This is a genomic window from Shewanella sp. DW31 (genome assembly GCF_015767295.1).
GTDB classification, from domain to species: Bacteria; Pseudomonadota; Gammaproteobacteria; order Enterobacterales; family Shewanellaceae; genus Shewanella; species Shewanella oncorhynchi.
Genome location: NZ_JADWMP020000011.1, coordinates 99,291 through 113,908 on the forward strand (window position 1 = coordinate 99,291; position 14,618 = coordinate 113,908).

Genomic DNA, 14,618 nt, shown 5'->3' on the forward strand with positions numbered 1-14,618 from the left:
GATCATCATGCCGATCATTATCGCCGATATTATGAGTACCCGAGTCGTCACGGTTGAAATGGACGATCGATTAACTGTGGCGAAGGAAATCTTCGACCAAGCGAGCTTTCATCACTTGTTGGTCGTCGATGAGTATCAACTTGAAGGCGTGTTATCGGAGCGGGATCTATTGCGCGCGATTAGCCCGAACTTGGGCAGTAGCGCGGAAACCGCAAGAGACTTAGAAACCCTGCAAAAACGTGTGCATCAAGTGATGACGCGCAATCCGGTTACCGTCGCACCCCACATCAATTTAGACACGGCGACCCGCATGTTATTAGATAACAATATAGGCTGTTTACCCGTGTTAGAGGACGGTAAATTGGTTGGGATTGTTACTTGGAAAGACTTATTACGTGCCTATTGTGAGTACAGGGCACAAAATCAAAGCGAGTGCTAATCCTAAGACTGCACTCGCTTCTGTTCTCAATAACTCAGTTCAAATCACTCAGTTTGCCTAACTTAAATCGCCCAGCCACCCATATAAAACACCACTAAACCTAAGGTGATGGCAAGCACGCCTAACTTCAGTTTGCGCCATTCGCCACTGCAAATACGGCCTACCACCAGTGTCACAAAACCCAGCATAATACCGGTAACGATATTACAGCTTAAGATGATAAACACAGCGCAGGTTAAGCCCGACATGGCATCAACTTTATCGTCAAAATCGAGTTTCGCCACATTACTCAGCATCAACAAACCCACATACATCAAAGCAGGCGCTGTCGCATAGGCAGGCACTAAGTAGCTTAATGGCGCTAAAAACATCATCAATAAAAACAGTACGCCAACGATAGTCGCGGTTAAACCTGTCTTACCGCCCGCTGCAGTCCCCGCCGCCGACTCGATATACACAGCCGCTGGTGCACCGCCGACTAAACCTGCCACCATACTGCTGACTGAGTCTGAAGTTAAGGCTTTACCGCCGCCGACAATATTGTCGTCTTTATCGAGTAAATTAGCTTGGCCAGCCACAGCACGGATAGTGCCGGTCGCATCGAAAATCGCCGTCATCACTAACGCTAATACGATAGGCAAGACCACAGGATTAAAGGCTCCCATAATATCGAGCTGACCAATCAGTGAATGCTCTGAGGTAAAATCAGGCAAGGCGAACAAACCTTGGTATTTAACGCTCGGATCGAACACTAAACCAAATACCGATAGCGCGATAATCACCAACAAAATACCGCCAGGTACACCGCGGCGCTCTAAACCAATTGTCGCCGCTAAACCTATAACGGTAGCGATAACAGGTAAACTGTTAATGTCGCCTAACTTCACAGGTAAGCCTGCGCTATTGGCCACAATCAACTGCACACTGTTAGTCGCAATCAAAAGTAAAAACAAGCCGATACCTATGCCTGTACCGTGGGCTATGCCCTTTGGTAAATTAGCCAGCACCCACTGGCGAATACCTGTCACACTCACAAGCGTGAACGTGACACCCATTAGGAAAATCGCGCCTAAGGTGACTGGAATCGACATTCCCTGACCTAGGACTAAGCTAAACGCAGTAAAGGCCGTGAGCGAAATCGCGCAGCCAATTGCCATAGGTAAGTTAGCCCATAAACCCATGAGCAAAGAACCAAATGAAGCTATTAAACAGGTGGCGATAAACACGGCGCCGGGATCAAATCCCGCTTGGCCTAACATGTTAGGCACCACAATCACTGAGTAGACCATAGCGAGGAAGGTTGTGAATCCCGCAATCACTTCTTGGCGAACTGTGCTACCACGTTGTTGAATAGAAAAATAACGGTCCAGAAACGAACCAGAGGATACGGCTGTTGAACTCAATTGCTCAGACATAATATTGTTATACCTTGTGATCTCTTAAAATGGGGTCGGTACCAATTACCCTAAAACGCAATTGGCGACGCTGGCTGCGGCAGATTAGAGCCCCAAATCCATCAGACTTGGGTGAGAGATCCACATCATTTTCCTACTGTGGGAAAAATCCATGATCTGCAAGCAGTGATGCCTCGCGATGATTAAAAAGCCATTAACCATGTAGACGCAGCCGTTGTTGGCCGCGGATGATACTGGAATCTCCCAAAGATAGCTAAGACATCGCCTACACTTCGATAAAAAATTAGCGGCAAAAACTGAAATCTGTTGTTTAAAAAAACGCCTAAACCTATGTAATAACTGCTACTTAATATCACATTAATCACGATAAGAGTCTGCCAGTGCCGCGTAAACGTACGCTAACTTCACCCTTCCTTTATCTCCCAATATTAGAATATGGCAAGTCAACCAAACCTTGATACTGTGTATTGATACTTGGCGTATTAACGTTTCAGTGGTTGTTGTTTAAGGAGCCACACTTACACTTTCTGTAACGAACACCTCGTCATTCACACCGCCTGCGTGAATATGCGATCTTGGTAGCTTTATTGAACAAAAAATTACTCTGCTTTTACAGTCACATCAATATGACTTATGCTTAGAGGCACTGATGGGACTACACTTAGCTGACTATGAAAGAAAAAGGATTGGGTATGGACGAAAGGCGTAAGTTTTCGCGGATTCTATTTGCCACGAGCGCACATCTACAACAAGGTGGTGCACAGTGGGAGACGACCATTCTCGATTTGAGTCTAAATGGCGCCTTGGTTGAAGAACCGCAAAATTTTATTAATTCGGGTGATGCTATTACCCTCAGTTTTGCCTTACCAGAATCTGACATTGAGATCCGTATGGAAACTGAGTTGGTCCATCAAAAAAATGCCCAATTAGGTTTGAAGTGTAACTTTATCGATGTTGATAGTATCAGCCACCTAAAACGTATGGTGGAACTGAACCTAGGTGATGCTTCTTTGCTGAATCGTGAACTTATGTTGTTTATCGAAAAACACAATATCACAGCTTAAAACACCAGCTCACAAATACAAACAGCGCCTAATGGCGCTGTTTTACTTACTGGTGTTAATCTCACTCGCGAGCATTTGATGCTAAATCGCTTCTAGCGCTTCGGATAACTTAGAAACACCCACCACTTCCATCCCAGCTGGAGGCTTTTTCGGCACATTGGCCTTGGGCACTATTGCTCGCTTAAAACCATGCTTAGCGGCTTCGATTAATCGCTCTTGCCCATTGGGCACAGGACGAATTTCACCGGACAACCCGACCTCACCAAAGGCCACTAAATCGCTAGGCAAAATATCACCGCGAAAACTCGATACCATAGCAAGCAGCAAGGTTAAGTCGGCACTGGTTTCAGTCACTTTTACGCCGCCCACCACGTTAACAAACACGTCCTGATCCGACATCTGCAAACCACCATGGCGGTGCATTACAGCAAGCAACATGGCCAAACGGTTTGCATCCATACCCACAGCCACGCGGCGCGGGTTAGACATGGCTGAGTTATCCACCAGCACTTGCAGCTCCACCAACAAGGGCCGGGTGCCTTCCCAAACCACCATGACAAGCGAGCCAGATGATTCTTCACCACGAGAAAGGAAGATTGCCGAAGGATTGGCGACTTCCTTTAAGCCGCGCTCGGTCATGGCAAATACACCTAATTCATTGATCGCGCCAAAACGATTTTTATGGGAGCGCAAGGTGCGGTAACGACTATCGCTATCCCCTTCGAACATCACAGAGCAGTCGATACAATGTTCCAATACCTTGGGCCCAGCCAAACTGCCATCTTTGGTTACATGGCCGACCATGATCACGGCAATGCCATTTTCTTTCGCAAAACGGGTTAAGTAAGAAGCGGATTCACGCACCTGCGACACACTGCCAGGGCTCGATGCCACATCACTCATGTGCATCACTTGAATCGAGTCAACAACGATGACTTTAGGCAATTCTTTAAGGGCAACTTCGCAAATTTGCTCGACGCTGGTTTCAGACAACATCCGCAATTTATTGATTGGTAAACCAAGGCGATGGGCGCGCATCGCTACCTGCTGCAACGATTCTTCACCCGTGACATACAGTGCAGGCATTTGCTCGGCCAAATGACACAGAGTTTGCAATAAAAGCGTACTCTTACCTGCGCCTGGATGTCCGCCTATCAAAATGGCAGAACCTGGTACAATCCCACCACCGAGTACTCGATCTAATTCGCCAAAATGACTCAAGATCCGCGGTAAGGCATTGAGATCGATTTGATCTAATGTCTTCACTTCATTGCTGCTTGCTCCGGCATAACCGACAAACTTAGTGCTGCGCCCAGGCGAAGCTGCACCGAGCCTCACCTCAGTGATCGTATTCCATTCCTGACAAGCGCTACACTGCCCTTGCCAACGAGGAAAGTCTTGTCCACACTCATTACATACGTACGCCGTTTTATTCTTTGCCATAACTCATTAAAATCTGTATAAAATCAATTTAAGTAACTGCGAATACTGCCGACATAAGACTAACAGCCCAATACAAAATAAGCATTAAAAAGAACCCTACATGAGTCTAGATAACCATAGTGCACTCATCGAACAGCTCAAGCCATTGCTCATGGAACCTAACTTCCAAGAGATTTTCCAGCAGCTGACGATAGATGAAACCAATTCGACCCGTTTTCTAGTGAAAATGGAACTCAGTCGTTTGGCTTCACCATGCACGCGAATTATCGATCTCAGGGATAAATCTGAGCTTCCTTGTGTTGAAGTGATGTTAGGTCAACAGCGACATTTTTTAGATGAACCCGCCAAAAACAGTATGCATGAGGCCATGTCACTGTTTCGCAATCAATATACCTTGGGAGTATACGAGTATGTGCTCAATGCTCACCAACAACGTCGGTTAAAGTTGCGCCAAGGTGTCACGCAGGTAGAGGCCGCTGAGTCAGAGCCTTTTATGGTGCCCGGCGTGGTATTAGGCAGTTATTTCAACCGCACAGAAGAGCGGATGAATTACAGTATTCGCATCGCAGCATCGCAAACCGGCCGTGGTGAAATACAAGGGATAACTGCAGATTTATCCGTAGGTGGTGCCCGTATTCGCCTTGCAGCTAACCATCCCTTCGATCTCGACCATCCCCTAAAAATAAAGTTACTGGAACTCAGTGAAGAGTTTTACTATCCCGATCTCCAGCTCGGTGTTGACTATGAGGTTGTCGATAGCCAAACCAATGGCGAATATATTTGGTTAAGACTCAAGCGTATTGGGGGCAGCGAAGCCTTAAGTGAAATGCTTGGCAATTTAATCCGCGGCTACAAACTGCGTTACAAAGTAGATGTGAATGATGTGATAGTAACTGCATCTGGGCTTGGATTTGAGCGTCATTATTTACCCCATTTACCGCACTTACCTTTATATTTCAATACTCAAACTCAAGGTTTGAGCCACATGCTACTCAGCCGAGATAACCAGCAGATAGTGCATTATTTTCAAGATGAAAATGATGTGAGCCAGTTACCAGCCATGCTGACGCCAAGCCGTTTATCTGCGCTACTTAATCATCCTGAAAATCCCGACCATGGGCTATTTTTTAGTTTTACCTATAATGCCCAAGGTTGCTTATATTTTTACTCTGCCACCTTAGCAGAGCTTAAAGCTAAGGGCATGATGCCTTTATTTTTAGGCTTTGCATCGACCAAGCCCAGCTGGCGGATCTTCAAAGTCACCCAAGATAGAATTTATCATGACAAGGGTTATCGACGTGCGACCCTCCCAGGAGATGAAGCAAAATTTAGCCCATTGGTCGAACAACAATTATCACAATTTAGTCATTTGCTTCAGCTCATCGAAATCAGCAACGAAGATACCAGAGGCCATTACAAAGCTTGGCAAGACGACAGTAATGCCAACGCCCTAAAAACCTTTGGTCAACAACGACTGACCACCAATCAAATTAAGTTAGTTTCCATGCAGTTTAGCGAGCGACGCCAAGAAGCGCGTTTCGCCTTTAAAACCTTAGTCAATGTGACTCAAGACAAGCACAAAGCCACGGGCATTACTTTAGATATTTCAAGCCGAGGCATGCAATTAACCTTGGATAATCCTGCAGATTTTTCATCAAATAAACCACTACTGTTAAGCTTCCCAAAGCTCCAAACCATTGCAGGCAAAACACAGCTAGATAACCTCCCCTACCGCTTAGTGCGTACCCGCAAGAATGGTGTAACCTTGCATTTAACCGCCGTTATGGGCCATACGCCCCATGTTGGGGTAGAATTTTTAAATAAACTTATTGCCCATAACAAAGAAAAATTAGAGCAACTCACCGAAAACAATAGTGAAATCAAAGAACTTGCCGATGGTTTAAAAAATATTTTGATGCATGATTTACATTCTGTGCCCTATTTTGTTGAAAAAACGACAAAATCTGCCCAAGTCGCTTGTTTAGGCGTTGGCACACAACAGGATGAAATCAGCGATATTTTTGCCGCGGGCACCTCAGATACTCTGCAATATAATTTAGCGCCGCTGCTAAAAGACGGTTTTTTTAAGCGAGATATTCTCGAACCTATCCGTCAAATGAAACCCCAACAGGACATGGATTTTATTGAAGTGTTTATTCAGTTAATTCGTCAATCTCGCGGAAAAATCTTTTTAAAGTGCACTCTTGCAACTGAAATCGGTGATGTCGAAGCACAGATAACCTTTATCAATCAGAGCAAAGCACTAGGCAGGTTCCTCGCCCTACGGATTTATCGCGGCGCGACAGAGAAGCCTGATATGAACTACCTACGCCGTGAATTGGAATACATTAATATTCATGCAAACCATAAAGCTAAGCAGTTAGAAGAACAGTTATGGCGTGTGATTGGTGTCGGCGAACTGTTAGATATTACCCAAGAAGTCGAATTAAGATACCCAGTACTTCATAAAAAGCAGTCTTAATTGTTCAATACCGCCAGATCAAAACTTAAATACCAATCCCTTATCTTAGGAAAATGATCACTGGTGGCATCTAAATGCGTCAGCATATCTGCATGACCATAGTCATGCTTAAAGCCATTATCCTTAGAGAGAAGCGTCGATTTAACCCGTTTAAAACCACACTCTACGACCATATCCGCCACATCTTCTGGATGCCCCAACACAGTATCGTTTTGCCCTGAGATAAACCAAGCCGGTGGCCAATGAGCATGCTTTGCCGCTTTCGCATAATCAAACCCATCATCGTGATCGATCCAATCGCCCCGCACCCAATCGATACTTTGAACTAATGAGGCACGGCTCTCATTGTCCATACCAATGCGCAGCTTATCGGCGGCGAGGTAACCTTGGCCCATCGCTAAACCTGGCGCTAAACGATTCCAAAAAACATCAACCATTAACCACTTTTTGAAGGACTTAACCCGAATTGTCCGTTTGCTACCGAAAGTAAGCAGTGAACGAACGCTTTGCTGCAAATCAGGATATCGGGCCAAACTACTCGCCATCAACACGCCGCCCCATGAATGGGCGCACCAATGCACCTGCAAAGGCGCCGCGGCTTTACGAGCCGTCTGCTCTTGGCAGACTTTTTGATGTAAATCGAGAATCGCCTGCTGCACTAAAGGTAACTGCTCGCGGATCACTTCACCCTGCCCTAAGGTAAAATCACGATCGATTTTAGGCAAGCTGAGCCCTCTTCCTGCAGTATCCAGCACATACACCACAAATCCCGCCTTCGCTAAATAACAACCAAGACCACGGCCACTCTGGCTATAAAACACCCGACCGTTAGACATAGCACCATGGAGCATGAGGATAGGCGTTTTAGAAAAATCAGGCGCAGCCGGTAATAACTGGCGCAGATGCAGTTGACCATCGCGGTACGGCAGGTAGATTGAAGACTGTGAAATGGTCGAAATTGAGCCTTGGGCGAGCTGAGTCAAAATAAGTCACTGGTAGTTTATCAATATCCCTAAACTACCAGCTCATCAATAAAAGACAAGAGTCCTTACTCTAACTCAGTCTATATCCAGACTTATATTTAAATAAATGAATAACCTAGATTTGTAGCAGATAAGGTAGAACCCGCAGGTCGAGATGGCGAATATTGGCATCCGCCGCCGCTGCCAGCTTAGGTTTGGCATGGAAAGCGATACCAAAATCCGCTGCCATCACCATAGGAATATCATTCGCGCCATCGCCGATCGCGACTCTTTGGCCTTTTGGAATTTGCCACTGCTCACTGCAACGCTCAACCACATCCGCTTTAAACTGCGCATCCACAACTTTACCTGTTACTTCCCCCGCAAGTTTACCGTCAGTGATCACTAACTCATTAGCAAAGGCCGCATCTAAGTTTAGAAGCTGCCTTAAATGGCCAACAAAAGGCGTAAAGCCGCCAGATGCAACCACTAAACGCCAGCCATGGGATTTAAGCTCTAAAAGCATAAGCTCAAGCCCAGGCATCAAAGGCAAGTTGTCGCACAATGTCGTGATAATACTGGCATCGGCGCCCTTAAGCTGTGCCACACGCTGACGCAGACTCTGCTCAAAATCTAGCTCACCTTGCATAGCACGTTCAGTAATCGCCGCCACGCGCTCACCCGCGCCTGCCATGGCCGCTAATTCATCAATACATTCAATCTGAATCGCTGTGGAATCCATATCCATCACTAATAAGCCGGGATGATTCAAGCAAGGCAAATCAGCATGAATGACATGCAGTTCAGCTAAAGACTGCGGGAATGCCGCTAACTGCGCCTGAGAAGGCAAATTTACCAGTGCCAACTCGATACAATGTAAACCAACTTGTCGTTCGATATGGGCGATACCGATAACGTTAGACTGAGGTAATTGCGCTATCCATGCCGATATTGTCGCCTCTACCACGGCATCTTGATAAATAATTCGCACACGTGAAACACCAGCGGGGTTTGCTGACTCTTGATAGCGTTCAAACACTTGCCCTTGGCGTTCAAACCTTGGGGAATGGCCAGAGACTAACCACAAAAAAAGCGCATCTTGGTTCAAGCTTTCCATCGGACTTAAATTCTCCAACTATCGGGCTCACTCAGAATCAATTATGATTAGGCAAGCGCTCTACATTTTAAGGGTCAAAGTGTTATATCTTAAAGGGCTAAAGAAAAGCCATAAAATCAGTAGACTGATCCAAATTGCCGCCGCATTCGCCTTAATATTCGGCTTAGTGCAATTGTGGCAAACAAGCCTACTACAAGGTCAGCTGCTTCTAAAGTCCCAAACTCAAAAGATGGCCAGATTACTGGTACAGCAAACCGCTTATGGTGCCGCACCCGCGCTACAACTGCAAAATGACGAGCAGTTGCAATGGCTCGCCAGCGCTTTAGTGGAAGATCCTAAGGTGATGTCCGCCGCCATCTTCAGTGACCAAGGCATGCGGCTATCCTTCGCTCAAAGCATCACTAAGGATGTAGTTGATCCTGACTCTGAAGATATGAATTTGCTGCTAAGCAAATATCCTCCCTATGTAGAGCCCGTGATCCAAGAAGGGAAAAATCTAGGTTATGTCGAAGTTAGGCTTGATACCAAGTTATTTTTCAACGAAATCAAAGAAGCCCATAATTTAAACATGGAGCAACAACAAATCATGCTGTTGGTTGCAGGCTTGATTGGTATGTTGCTTTCGCGCTCTTTGTCTTTCAAACGTGCCGACTTCGACCGCCGCCGCTTTCGGGTTAAGTTGCGTCAAGCGCCGAAAAAACCTAAGAAACGATCCATAGCTGAAGAGCCATCAGAAAGTGTTAATGATGGTTTGGCGCAAGAGCTAACCGAAGATCAACCGGTGGCAACCACTGATAACCCACAAGAGAAAGTGACTAAGCCCACTAAGGCACCAAAAGCAGTGACAGAGGCAAATACCGATAAGCTCACTCAGACCAGCGTGCAAACTAAGGCCGAAAAAACGTCAGAAAAATCATTGGAATTACAGGATAATACAACAGTTGAAAACGCGGCAAACGATGCGGAACAAGCGGTACCTGTTAAGGTTAAACCTAAAGTGAAAAGTGTCCGTCGGGTAAAACACGCGACTAAAGCAACAGCCGCTGCAGCCGAAACCTCGACGCCAAAAACACCCAGTGAACCAAGTGATCTCGACACAGATTCAACAGGTTAATCTCTATTTCGATAGATAAGGCAAATCACTAATCTATTGATAGCTAAGCTCTAGATAAGCCATAAACAAGCAATTTCTAATAACCAAACCATTAATTACAAAGTCGAATAGAACAGCCGCTAAAAATTGGCATAAAAAAGGGTTCGCATTGCGAACCCTTTTCAGTAGCACACTCTTACAGCGTAACAGTTACAGTGTAATCGCCGCTTCTAATGTCATGATGATCATGTCATTGAATGTGGTTTGACGTTCTTCTGCAGAAGTCTTTTCACCGGTGCGGATGTGGTCAGATACAGTCACAACGCACAGGGCACGCGCACCAAACTCATGGGCAACACCGTACAAACCCGCCGCTTCCATTTCAACACCTAACACGCCCATTTTCTCCATCACGTCAAACATTTGTGGATCAGGAGTGTAGAACAGGTCCGCAGAGAAAATGTTACCTACGCGAACTTTAGTGCCACGAACTTTCGCAGATTCGATAACCGCATTCATCAGCTCATAGTTAGCGATAGCGGCAAAATCTTGGCCTTTAAAACGTAAACGGTTAACCGCTGAGTCAGTACATGCACCCATACCGATGATCACGTCACGTACTTTAACGTCAGTGCTGATCGCACCACAAGTACCCACACGGATCAGGTTCTTAACGCCGTAATCACGAATTAATTCAGTTGCATAGATAGAGCATGAAGGAATACCCATGCCAGAACCCATTACTGAAATACGCTTACCTTTGTAAGTACCAGTAAAACCTAGCATGTTTCGAACATCAGTCACTTGCTCAACATTTTCTAAGAATGTTTCAGCAATATATTTTGCACGTAATGGATCGCCTGGAAACAGCATTGTCTCAGCGAATGCGCCCTCTACAGCATTAATGTGTGGTGTTGCCATCGAAATAACCCCTGTTTATTTTATTAAGACTTAAGTCTTTGTTTACTGGCGGCAAATGTCAGCCGCCAAATCGAAATAAATGCTAATTTGCCTAAAGGAACGATTCGCCATAGGCCATAGGTTCAAGCTTAAAGTGGCTCGCAATAGATTGGCCGATATCGGCAAAGCTATTACGACGACCCAGCGATCCCGCTTTCAATCCAGCGCCAAAGGCTAATACTGGCACATATTCACGGGTATGATCCGTGCCTTGCCATGTTGGATCGCAACCGTGATCCGCCGTTAAAATCAGCAGATCGTCTTCACCTAATAATGCGAGCATTTCAGGCAAACGGGCATCAAAATATTCCAGCCCTTTGGCGTAGCCAGCAACATCACGGCGATGACCGTAGTGAGAGTCGAAATCAACGAAGTTAGTAAACACTATAGTGTTATCACCCGCAGATTTCACTTCGGCTAAAGTCGCATCGAAAAGTGCTTCTAAGCCGTTCGCCTTCACTTTTTTAGTGATACCACAGTAAGCATAAATGTCGGCAATCTTGCCTACACTCACCACTTCACCGCCAGCCTCTTTCAGCTTATCGAGTACAGTTTTTGCAGGTGGCGCGAGCGAATAATCCTTACGATTGCCGGTACGGGCAAAATCACTTGGACCAGTACCATCAAATGGACGGGCAATGACGCGACCTATGTTGTAAGGCTCTAACTCTTCACGGGTTATTTCGCAAAGACGATAGAGATTGTCTAAACCGAAGGTTTCTTCATGACAAGCGATTTGGAATACTGAATCAGCAGAGGTGTAGAAAATAGGCTTGCCAGAGCGCATGTGCTCTTCGCCTAACTCTTCTAAAATGGTTGTACCTGAGGCATGGCAATTACCTAAGAATCCATCCAGACCTGCACGGGCTAAGATCTTATCCGTCAGTTCTTTAGGGAAAGAATTTTGATGCTCGCTGAAATAACCCCACTCGAATAGTACGGGCACGCCCGCCATCTCCCAGTGACCGCTCGGCGTATCTTTACCCGAACTTAACTCTTGTGCATGACCATAAGCACCAATCAGCTCAACATTATCGCCAAAACCGGGGGCAAAGGCGCCAGTACTTTCCATCGCTGCATGGCCTAAACCTAAGCGCGCTAAGTTAGGTAATTTCAGCGGGCCTTCACGGCCAATATCGGCTTTGCCTTCGGCGCATGCTTTAGCAATATGACCAAAGGTATCGGAACCGACATCACCAAAGCTTGCTGCATCAGCAGAAGCACCGACTCCAAAGGAGTCCAACATCATAATAATGGTACGTTTCATAATTCTTCCTTAAAGATCCGATGCACGAATATAGGCATAGATCTCAGGTGTTTTTTCTGGAGCGGTTTCACCAATGTGAATCGCTTTTTTCACCGCAAGTTCAGCTTCCGCGAAGGCGGCTTCAGACTGTGCATGGATAACGGCAATCGGAGTCGATGAATCTACTTTATCGCCTAAAGCACACACTTGGGTTAAGCCAACACTATAGTCTAGTGCATCACCGGGCTTACGGCGGCCGCCACCTAAGGTCACAACCGCTAAACCTAATTCACGGGTATCCATGCTATAGGCATAACCTTGCATATCGGCAAAAACTGGGCGAATAATTTGTGACTGCGGTAGGTATTTACTGTAGTTTTCAACAAAATCGACTGGACCACCAAGACCCGACACCATCTTGCCAAAGAGTTCTGCAGCGCGACCATTATCGAGCACACGATTCAGTTTAGCGCGAGCGTCGGCTTCATTGCTTGCAAGACCGCCTAGAAGCAGCATCTCAGCACAAAGACCCATAGTGACTTCATATAAACGCGGGTTACGGTAAGCCCCCGTTAAAAAGTCGATGGCTTCTTTCACTTCAACCGCGTTACCGGCGCAAGATGCAAGCACTTGATTCATATCCGTCAGCAAAGCCGTCGTTTTAGTGCCCGCGCCATTTGCAACAGCAGCGATACTGCGAGCTAATTCTTCCGATGCCTCATAGGTTGGCATGAAAGCACCACTACCGACTTTCACATCCATCGCTAGTGCATCTAAATTACAGGCTAATTTCTTAGACAAAATCGACGCAGTGATGAGAGAAATGGACTCAACGGTGGCGGTATTATCGCGGATAGAATAGAAACGTTTGTCGGCAGGAACGAGATCGCCTGTTTGACCAATAATCGCCACACCGACTTCTTTAACCACTTTACGGAACAATTCACTTGATGGCTCAGTTTGATAACCCGGAATGGCATCAAACTTATCGAGCGTGCCGCCCGTATGACCTAGGCCACGCCCAGAAATCATAGGTACATAACCACCACAAGCCGCAGCCATAGGACCAAGCATGAGACTAATCACATCGCCGACACCACCAGTGCTATGTTTGTCGATGACAGGACCGTTGAGTCCCAATGATTGCCAATTAAGCACAGTGCCAGAATCACGCATCGCTGTCGTTAAAGCGATTCTTTCATCCATATTCATGTCATTAAAATACACCGCCATACCTAATGCGGCGATCTGACCTTCAGATACGGAGTTGGTAGTGATACCTTGAACAAAAAACTGTATTTCTGCGGAACTTAGCGCTAAACCATTACGTTTTTTACGAATAATCTCTTGAGCTAGAAACATGATACTGCCTCCAAGATAGGCACTAACAACCCTGTCGCTAGTGCTTATCTTTGCAATGAAACATCAAAACTGTAGCAATATTACAAGTTCATACTATCGAAGTTTTGAGTTTGCCAAATAGATTTAGGTCACACTTAATTAGGCTCGCTATACGCTGATAGTATTAATCAGCGATAGTTTGCAATTAATAGCCTTGAGTCGGCTTAGGCGCATCAGCTAATTCTAGTGTGTGTAACAAACTGTTTAGTAAACTTGAAGCACCAAATCTAAAGGTACGTGGTGAAACCCAATCAGCACCTAAAATACGCTCAGCAACACCGAGGAATTCAGCCGCTTGTGCAGCATCACGCACACCACCGGCAGGCTTGAAGCCTACTTGGGTATTCTTCTCGCTGATCACAGTTAACATGATTTCAGCCGCTTCAAGTGTGGCGTTTACAGGCACTTTACCAGTAGAGGTTTTAATAAAGTCAGCACCTGCATCGATTGAAAGCTCAGATGCACGGCGGATAAGCGCAGGATCAGCTAACACGCCAGATTCGATGATGACTTTTAACAAGACTTCACCACAGGCTTCTTTACAGGCTTTAACTAATTCAAAACCAATTGTTTCATTGCCTTCCATCAGTGCGCGGTATGGGAATACCACGTCAACTTCGTCAGCACCATAGGCAACAGCGGCGCGAGTTTCTAGCACAGCAATGGCAATGTCATCATTGCCATGGGGAAAGTTAGTCACAGTGGCGATTTGGATATCTTCAGCACCGATTTCATCTAGTGTCTTGCGTGCAATCGGGATGAAACGTGGGTAAATGCAGATAGCGGCAGTATTACCCGCAGCCGTTTTCGCTTTGTGGCACAGGTCGATCACTTTTTGATCTGTGTCGTCATCATTCAAAGTCGTTAAGTCCATTAACTCAATGGCGCGTTGTGCTGCTTTTTTTAAATCAGTCATAATAGCTCTCCAAAATAAAAATTAAATGAATAGAAATCAGTCGCATAAAAGCAACGCTTGAGAGGTGGCATTATTTTGAT

General features: G+C 45.9%; 12 protein-coding genes. 4 read left to right on the plus strand and 8 right to left on the minus strand.

Going from position 1 to position 14,618, the window contains the following annotated elements; all coding sequences use genetic code 11:
• Positions 1 to 7: 7 nt before the first annotated feature.
• Positions 8 to 439 (plus strand): CBS domain-containing protein, encoded by a 432-nt coding sequence (locus GWI56_RS11220; RefSeq protein ID WP_113939315.1) that lies wholly within the window; start codon positions 8 to 10, stop codon positions 437 to 439.
• A 62-nt stretch (positions 440 to 501) separates the two neighbouring features.
• Here the strand turns inward: GWI56_RS11220 and GWI56_RS11225 are convergent, their stop codons facing one another.
• Entirely contained in the window at positions 502 to 1,854 is a 1,353-nt protein-coding gene (locus GWI56_RS11225; protein ID WP_105251716.1) for an NCS2 family permease, read from the minus strand.
• A gap of 692 nt (positions 1,855 to 2,546) precedes the next feature.
• Here GWI56_RS11225 and GWI56_RS11230 point away from each other — a divergent pair.
• A complete protein-coding gene (locus GWI56_RS11230) occupies positions 2,547 to 2,918 on the plus strand; it encodes a PilZ domain-containing protein (RefSeq protein WP_105251715.1) in 372 nt (123 codons plus the stop codon).
• Positions 2,919 to 2,999: 81 nt separating this feature from the next.
• On the opposite strand, the gene radA is transcribed toward GWI56_RS11230, so the two are convergent.
• Positions 3,000 to 4,361, minus strand: coding sequence for a DNA repair protein RadA (gene radA, locus GWI56_RS11235; RefSeq protein WP_198572935.1), 1,362 nt, complete (start codon positions 4,359 to 4,361; stop codon positions 3,000 to 3,002).
• A 100-nt stretch (positions 4,362 to 4,461) separates the two neighbouring features.
• On the opposite strand from radA, the gene GWI56_RS11240 reads away from it, so the two are divergent.
• Positions 4,462 to 6,843 carry a PilZ domain-containing protein gene (locus GWI56_RS11240; protein ID WP_198572936.1) on the plus strand — a complete coding sequence of 794 codons (2,382 nt, stop codon included), beginning with the start codon at positions 4,462 to 4,464 and terminating at the stop codon, positions 6,841 to 6,843.
• On the opposite strand, the gene GWI56_RS11245 is transcribed toward GWI56_RS11240, so the two are convergent.
• Both GWI56_RS11245 and serB read right to left on the minus strand, forming a co-directional pair.
• Entirely contained in the window at positions 6,840 to 7,826 is a 987-nt protein-coding gene (locus GWI56_RS11245) for an alpha/beta hydrolase (RefSeq protein WP_198572937.1), read from the minus strand. The two genes, GWI56_RS11240 and GWI56_RS11245, sit on opposite strands and share 4 nt — an antisense overlap.
• Before the next feature lie 115 nt (positions 7,827 to 7,941).
• On the minus strand, positions 7,942 to 8,922 hold the full coding sequence (gene serB / locus GWI56_RS11250; RefSeq protein WP_198572938.1) for a phosphoserine phosphatase SerB: 981 nt from the start codon (positions 8,920 to 8,922) through the stop codon (positions 7,942 to 7,944).
• Positions 8,923 to 8,965: 43 nt separating this feature from the next.
• Between serB and GWI56_RS11255 the strand changes: the two genes are divergently transcribed.
• Positions 8,966 to 10,036, plus strand: coding sequence for an AhpA/YtjB family protein (locus GWI56_RS11255; RefSeq protein WP_206766073.1), 1,071 nt, complete (start codon positions 8,966 to 8,968; stop codon positions 10,034 to 10,036).
• 189 nt (positions 10,037 to 10,225) lie between these two features.
• Here GWI56_RS11255 and deoD read toward each other — a convergent pair whose 3' ends face one another.
• The 4 genes from deoD to deoC all read right to left on the minus strand — a co-directional run bounded on the left by deoD (position 10,226) and on the right by deoC (position 14,538).
• Positions 10,226 to 10,936: a purine-nucleoside phosphorylase gene (gene deoD / locus GWI56_RS11260; RefSeq protein WP_006086929.1), complete on the minus strand. Its 711-nt coding sequence runs from the start codon at positions 10,934 to 10,936 to the stop codon at positions 10,226 to 10,228.
• Positions 10,937 to 11,027: 91 nt separating this feature from the next.
• On the minus strand, positions 11,028 to 12,242 hold the full coding sequence (locus GWI56_RS11265) for a phosphopentomutase (RefSeq protein WP_105251710.1): 1,215 nt from the start codon (positions 12,240 to 12,242) through the stop codon (positions 11,028 to 11,030).
• Between the two features lie 9 nt (positions 12,243 to 12,251).
• Complete coding sequence (gene deoA, locus GWI56_RS11270) at positions 12,252 to 13,583, minus strand: thymidine phosphorylase (RefSeq protein ID WP_198572939.1); 1,332 nt, start codon at positions 13,581 to 13,583, stop codon at positions 12,252 to 12,254.
• Between the two features lie 184 nt (positions 13,584 to 13,767).
• Entirely contained in the window at positions 13,768 to 14,538 is a 771-nt protein-coding gene (gene deoC / locus GWI56_RS11275) for a deoxyribose-phosphate aldolase (protein ID WP_006086931.1), read from the minus strand.
• Positions 14,539 to 14,618 lie beyond the last annotated feature (80 nt).